Origin of the sequence: uncultured Rhodococcus sp. (genome assembly GCF_963525155.1) — a bacterium.
GTDB classification, from domain to species: domain Bacteria; phylum Actinomycetota; class Actinomycetes; order Mycobacteriales; family Mycobacteriaceae; genus Rhodococcus_F; species Rhodococcus_F qingshengii.
Genome location: NZ_CAURKP010000243.1, coordinates 1 through 6,452, shown reverse-complemented (window position 1 = coordinate 6,452; position 6,452 = coordinate 1). Strand labels below are relative to the sequence as shown.

At 62.8% G+C, this 6,452-nt stretch carries 5 protein-coding genes and 1 pseudogene; all 6 read right to left on the bottom strand.

Annotated features, from left to right (window positions below; genetic code table 11):
• Positions 1–319, bottom strand: a pseudogene (locus tag RWT78_RS27050) (hypothetical protein); the annotation flags it as partial.
• Positions 320–322: 3 nt separating this feature from the next.
• Positions 323–610, bottom strand: a complete 288-nt coding sequence (locus RWT78_RS27045; RefSeq protein ID WP_219621232.1) for an AAA family ATPase — start codon at positions 608–610, stop codon at positions 323–325.
• Positions 607–1,776, bottom strand: coding sequence for an AAA family ATPase (locus RWT78_RS27040; RefSeq protein ID WP_070709235.1), 1,170 nt, complete (start codon positions 1,774–1,776; stop codon positions 607–609). Before RWT78_RS27040 ends, RWT78_RS27045 begins: the two co-directional genes overlap by 4 nt.
• Positions 1,766–2,539, bottom strand: coding sequence for a DUF6414 family protein (locus RWT78_RS27035; RefSeq protein WP_087113772.1), 774 nt, complete (start codon positions 2,537–2,539; stop codon positions 1,766–1,768). Before RWT78_RS27035 ends, RWT78_RS27040 begins: the two co-directional genes overlap by 11 nt.
• On the bottom strand, positions 2,539–5,319 hold the full coding sequence (locus RWT78_RS27030) for a DEAD/DEAH box helicase family protein (RefSeq protein ID WP_218778660.1): 2,781 nt from the start codon (positions 5,317–5,319) through the stop codon (positions 2,539–2,541). Before RWT78_RS27030 ends, RWT78_RS27035 begins: the two co-directional genes overlap by 1 nt.
• Entirely contained in the window at positions 5,303–6,364 is a 1,062-nt protein-coding gene (locus tag RWT78_RS27025) for a DNA methyltransferase (protein WP_314682135.1), read from the bottom strand. The genes RWT78_RS27030 and RWT78_RS27025 overlap by 17 nt, the downstream gene beginning before the upstream one ends.
• Positions 6,365–6,452 lie beyond the last annotated feature (88 nt).

Genomic DNA, 6,452 nt, shown 5'->3' with positions numbered 1-6,452 from the left:
TCCAGGCGGCTGCCGCCGCCTGATAACTCGTGTCAACCAAACTCACGGCAGACCCGATGAAGCCGCAGAGGCGCTTGTGCGCGCGGTTGAACTGTGCACGGCCCGAGCCGAGTGATGCGCGTTGGTCTTCGTCGAGTTCATCGAGTTCCGGTAGCGGGTGGTCGAAGAATGTGTCCCCGATGAAGTCGTCCTCATCGCGGTCGTAGCGTCCGAGGAAGATGATGGGGAGCGCCCAGATGGTTCCATCATCATCAGCGGATTGATAGCTGCCCGGTTCCTCGTCGATGAACGAGAGTTCCTCGTCGTCCCAGCGTCGCACGTGCTAGAAGAACCGGCGTAGCTGCTCGTCCGAAAGGTCGGTGAGAACCGCGCGAAAGCGAATCTCGCGTGGACCACCCTCGTCGCCAAGGTAGGCGCCGTGGGAGAAATCGTGTTCGTCGATAACCGGGCGGCGGTAGAGGCGCTCCGGGCCCAAGACCAGTTCCAATGCCTCACACACTGTGGACTTCCCGATGTTGTTTCCGCCGACCAGCAAGGTGTGCTGCTGGAAGACCACGCGTCCCTTTGTGATGCCGCGGAAGTTCTCGATCTCAAGCTGTCTGACCCTCATGCCGCGGTCTCCTCGTCACCGGAGACAGCTGCCCCGCTGGGATTGGCTGCTTCATTTAGCACGGCGCGCACCAACACCAGCGAGATGACCTCGTCGGCCAGCTTGCCGAGCTTGCGCACGTTGCCGCCCTTATCAGCCAGCGGATACAGGGTGCCCTTGATGGTCTCGGGTTCCAGTCGCGCTCGTTCGTCGGGCGCGAGCTTGGATACGCGGTCGTCAACAAGTCGGTCGATGACCTGACGGATCTCTTTTTTGGAGAGCGGCTTGAAGTGAACCAAGGAGTCGAATCGCGAGTAGAGGGCGTCGCCAAGAGCCTTGCGGATCTCGTCCTCGGTGCCGTAGTTCGAGGTGCAGATAATCAAGGACGGGCCGAGCTCGATGCTGTAGTTCTTGTCCTCAAACGCGCCACCGTCGAACAGCTGGTAGAAGGCGCTGTGGAAGACCGAGTTCGCTTTGTCGAACTCGTCGATCAGGATGACACCGGACTCGCGGTCGAGTAGGTCGCGCGCGAAGGATGCCTCGGAGTGCGTCCCGCCGAACAGGTACGACGCGAACTTTTCATTGTGGAACATGGAGAACTGTTTGCGCAGCAGCGTGCCCCCGAGTAGCCCGTTGACGAACTGCGCAGTCTCGGTCTTGCCGACACCGGACGGGCCGTAAAACATCAGGACGACTGGCTTCGTCAGCCGTGCCGTGGTCAGTGGGTACAGCGCTGCGAGCAGCGCCTCCTTCACTGCGGCCTGACCCACGAGATGTCCGGCGAAGCCGTCGCGGAAACGAACGAGAGTGTCCCGCGTCACCGCCGGGTACTCATAGCGCTTCACCTCGGTTGTGAACGCTCGCTCAAGCTGTGAGTGAACGAGGGCAGGCGGGTTGTGCAGGTGAAGGTGCTCGGGGTTGATCGACCGTACGAGGCCGGCGAAGTTCGTGATGACGTGCTCATTCAAGCTGGCGTAGTCGCTCGATTCGGCTGCCACCCGCTTCGGCCTCGGCGCGGGCTCCTCGGACGGCGCCTCCTGGCCTTCAACTACATGGGTATGCCGCCGGTTGGCTTCGTCGCGCTCATAGACGATGTCGAGAAGACCCGTGCGCTTCTTCTTCCCAAGTTGGTCTTCGAACCACGACAGCGGGCCGTAGTAGATGGTGACCGTCGTATCACGCGGCATGCTCAACTCCCGCGAGGATCACGTCGTAGACATCCAGGAGATCGTCGCTCTGCGTGTCTATACCGTCGACGAGTTCGACGGCCGTGACGGGCGTGCCGCCCAGGCTGCCAGACATCTCGGCCTCCATGCTGAGCGCATGCTCCGGCGTCTGTCCGACGAGCACTCCGTGGAAGACGAGGCGCATGCGTCCGAGATCGGTGAGTCCGTAGTTGTTTCGGAACGCCTTGAGGTTGAAGCGCAGTACGCGCTTGGTGTCGTCAGCGCCCTCGCCAAGTAGTTCGTAGTAGCCCTTGGCGCCGACGAGCACTTCGTCCATCCGTGCCAAGTCGACTGGAATGTCGTCCATCTTGAGCATGACCATGTAAGGCGTGAACATCTTCACGTACGCCATCGAGTCCTTTGGTGCCGTCACCCGAAGGTCTCGCAGCTGCACTACCCGAGAATCGCCATCTGCCTTGGATAGGTAGTCGGTCAGGATCGTGTTCGACAACGTCTTGCTGAGGATGCTCTTACCAGCCGCGGACGCGCCGGCACCTGCGCTCAGCTCGCCCGAGGCTCCGAGGAAGGGCAGCCAACTCAGCTTCGCCATCAGGCCAGCCTCGACCTTGGCATGAGTTTCCTTCGACCGCTCCTGAACCTGTTCGCTCGTGGAGGCTGTCTTGCCTCCAGCGGAGATGTCGAGATAGTCCGAGGCTGTCTCCTCATCAAAGTAGATGACCTTGATCATCGATGCACTTGCGTCATCTCTGCGGTTGTCGGCCATTAGTCATCGCCTCCGGCTCCGCCGATCAGCAGTCCGTGTTTGTCGGTTGTGTAGTTGTAATCGACCGGCCCGATCGGTGCGGCGTCAAAGTGGTGCTCCGCGAAGCGGATGCGCATTGCCTCGTCCCAGTCGAGGTCGTCGAGGTTGCGGGTGTCCTTGGTTTCGCGGACGAGATAGAGCCGCTGGGTGCCGTTCTCGTCGTAGACGATGGCCCAGTCCGGCGAGTATTCACCGACAGGCGTGCGGACACGAAACCGGCGCGGCAGCTTGGTGAACAGTTTGACGTGCTCGCGATTGTTCTCGAGCTGGGCGGCAAAGGCGCGTTCGACGTGGCTGTCATAGTCAACGTGGTCGTACAAGTTCACGCCGCCCTCGGGCGCGGCAATGACACCGTTCTTCGGGTCTGGGTTGCCGGGCAACGGCTGAGGCGGGTTCTTGGACTCGACCTCGAGGAACACGACCTCGGCATCCCACCAGTCCGTCTCGTCGATGGGTTCGTAGCTGATGCCCCGCACCATCTGCTCGATAGTTTCGATCCGGATGGCGTTCGCCACGATCCGCGCCCACCGGTCGGGATCGTCGAGGACGTGACGTGCGTAGTCGCGGTCGGGATAGTTCAGGATCTCTCGCACGATCCCAGCCAGGGTCGGGCGGGTGAGCTGGAGCGGGAACTTGCCGTACTGCAACTGATCCTCGATGAGCTGCACGACGTCAGGCAGCCGCTGGCCTGCAACCACGATGCGTTCGCCTCGGGACTCGGCCACTGCGGAGTCCGCCGTGATGACGTGTCCCTCGTCGTCGTAGACGAGATCGGCGGACTGCACCACGTTGGCGCGCCGCTCGATGAACTCGAGGTCAGCCAGATGCTCGGACGCCGCCACCACGATGCGGAGTGCGTCCGGATCGACGGTGACGCGGTAGCGCGCTTTGTAGCGAATACGCTTCCACAGTTCAGCGAACTCGGGGCTCTCGAACAGGGCAGGGCGCCTGCGGACGACGACCTCATTGTCGGCGTTGTCGACCTCGGGGCCGGCCTCGCCGGAGCCACCACCAGAGGCGATGTATTCGGCGTTCAAGCCGTCGCGGAACTCCGTGAAGGACTCGTCGACGATGAGCGTCAGCCTGTTGATCGCCGGGTCCATCACGCGGTGACCGTTCTGGTCCACCGGCAGACGCAGGCCACGGCCGATCTGCTGTCGACGCTCCAGCTCGGAGCGCGTGTGACGCAGGAACCCGACCTGGAAGACGTTCGGGTTATCCCAGCCCTCCTTGAGCGCAGAATGGGAGAAGATGAACGCGCGCGGGTTGGCGCGGTCGAGAATGAGCTCCTTGTTCGCGATGATCTCCTGGTACGCCCGCGCCTCCAGCTCGGCGTCCGATGCACGCCCCGATGTGTCCTTCAGGATGCCCGTTTTGGTAGACGGGAAGTAGGCGACCCGCAGCTCGGCAGGGTCAGGCATCTCGCTCTCGGAATTGCCTGCCCGGAGCCACTCCTCACGGAACAGCTCGTCGAACATCGCAGGCAGCACCGCCTCGTCACCGGCGTAGTCAGCCACACGCTCGACGAAGAATAGCGACAGCACCTTGATGCCACGGTTCATCGAGTCGATCTGCCCCTGCCGAGCCAGGTGCGTTCGGATGGTATGGCGGATCTGATCACGCCAGACAGCCTCGGAATCCACGCCGGTCTCAGTCCCGGCCTGCACGACGAGCTTGTTCTCGAAGATCACCCGGTCGGGTTTACGTTCGATGCTCTCGACCACCAACCCGCGATACTGCGGCAGTTTGCCGGACTCCTCGAACAGGTCGGTGCCGTTCTGCAGCACCACCGGCACCCGCTTGCCACCGGCCTTGTGGATGACCGCCTCTGCCATCAGGCGCTTGCGGACGCTCCGAAGCTTGTCGAGGCGCACGTACGGCTTGCCATCCTCGCCGGCGACGATTCCCTTGACCGATACCCGCTTGACCAGACCAGCCTCGGCGGCCTGCTTCGGGCCGAGCCTGTGCACGAGGTTGAACGACTCCTTGTGCGTTGCGCTGTAGCGCAGCGCCACCAGCGGGTTCAGTGTGGCAATCGCCTGACGGCGCAGCGGCGTCGCCATATTCTGCGGCTCATCGATCAGGACGACGGGGCGAGCCTTCGCGATCTGCTGCACACCGCTCAGCGAGTCGCCCCACAGCTGCGGCTGCTCAGCACTGGCATACAGCGTGTTCTTCTCCGGCTTGTCGAGCGCCTGCACGCTGGCAACTAGGAACTGCACCGTGCCCGACGGTTCGGTGAAGTCGTTCAGTGCCGAATTCTCGCCCAGCACACCCCACTTGTACGGGACGCCGGGATACTTCAGCCGGAAGTGCTCCTCGGTCTGCTCGAACGTCTTCACCACGCCCGCACGAATCGCGATCGAGTGAACCAGGATGACGAACTTCCGCAGCCCATACAGCTCCGCCAGACGCAGCGCCGTCGAGATGTAGACGTATGTCTTACCCGTGCCGGTCTCCATCTCGACCGAGAAGTTCGGGAACTCGCGCTCCGCGCCCTCGAGATCCGTCTCCGCAAGCAGCTCGAGCTGGGCCTGCGGTTCAACAGCCTCACGGGTGGTGATCGTCCTCAGGTTGTCGGTAAGAACGGAGCGTTCCAGCGTGAAGCCCGCGTGACCATCCGCGCCAGGTGCCTGCCCAGCAAGCGCATCGCGCGGCGGCACCAGGGCACCCTCAAACAGGTCGACCACCGCGGAGACGGCGGCCGACTGGTGCGGCTGATCATCAAAGCGAAACTTCACGAGGCACCCGCTCCAGAAGAATCAGCTTTGACTGCAACCGCGGCGCCAACGTCAGCGTCACCGAGTCCTCGACCTGGTCACCACGAAGGATCAGGGTGTCGTCATCACTCAAGGCAAGCGCATCGGCCGTGGCTAGCGAGAACGCATCGAGCGAGATCAGGAGACGTCCTGTGGACGCATTGCCCACGGCAGGCGTGAACTCGTAGACGACCACGCCGTCCGCCTCATGCGTCGTCACGCGCGTATCGAGCCTCGTTCCCGTGGCCTTGAGCGCCACCTCCCACGCAACGTCGAGCGGCTTCGCACCATCAACCACCGGAGCGCCCGCCGTGTGGTCGAGCACCTGCGTCAGGTAGCTCTGCCCGGTCATCTCCGGAAGCGCGAACAGCGGCTTGTCGATGACGAGGTTCGTCGGACGCGTGCGGAAGATCCGGAAGCCCAGCTGTGGCGCATCGAGCGTCTCCTGTTGCAGGGAGGCCGCCGCACGGCGCAGTCGCTCCGCCGTCACCTCGAAGATCGTCTCGTACCCGGCAGCCAGCGCGTTCTTGCCCGACTCCTCGGACGCATCAGGCTTCTCGGGGACCTGCACCAGAATCCAGTGCCGCGTCTTGCCGTCTTTCGGGTTCTGCTCCCACACTGCCTGGCCCGTCGAACCGGATCCCGCGAAGAAGTCAAGGATCAGGTCGCCGTCGTCGGTGATGGCGTGGAACAGGCGGGCGAGCACTTCCGTGTCCTTCGGGTAGTCGAACACGGTTGTTCCCATGCGCTCGTCTAGCGCCTTCGATGCGGCACGGCGATCCTTATAGAAGACGGACGCGGGTGCCCACTCCTCATGCTCATGCAAGTAGGACTTGAGCTGAAGGCGTCCGCCCTCCTTCTTGGGATAGACGATGCGATCGTCATCGGCGAACGCCTCCATCTTCTCCCGTCCGTAGGCCCAGCCATTCGCGTGCGGTTCGTGACCGCGGAATGTGTAGACGAGATTGGCCCTCGGGTTCGGGCTTCTTAGATCTGACGCGAAGTAGACACCTCGAGCATCAATCACGCGATAGTGCTTGTGCGCTTTTGCGGGGGCTTCGTGGGCGTGTCAACTTGTCTGTGTAAGCGGGGTGGTCACAGGTAGGGGTTGATCC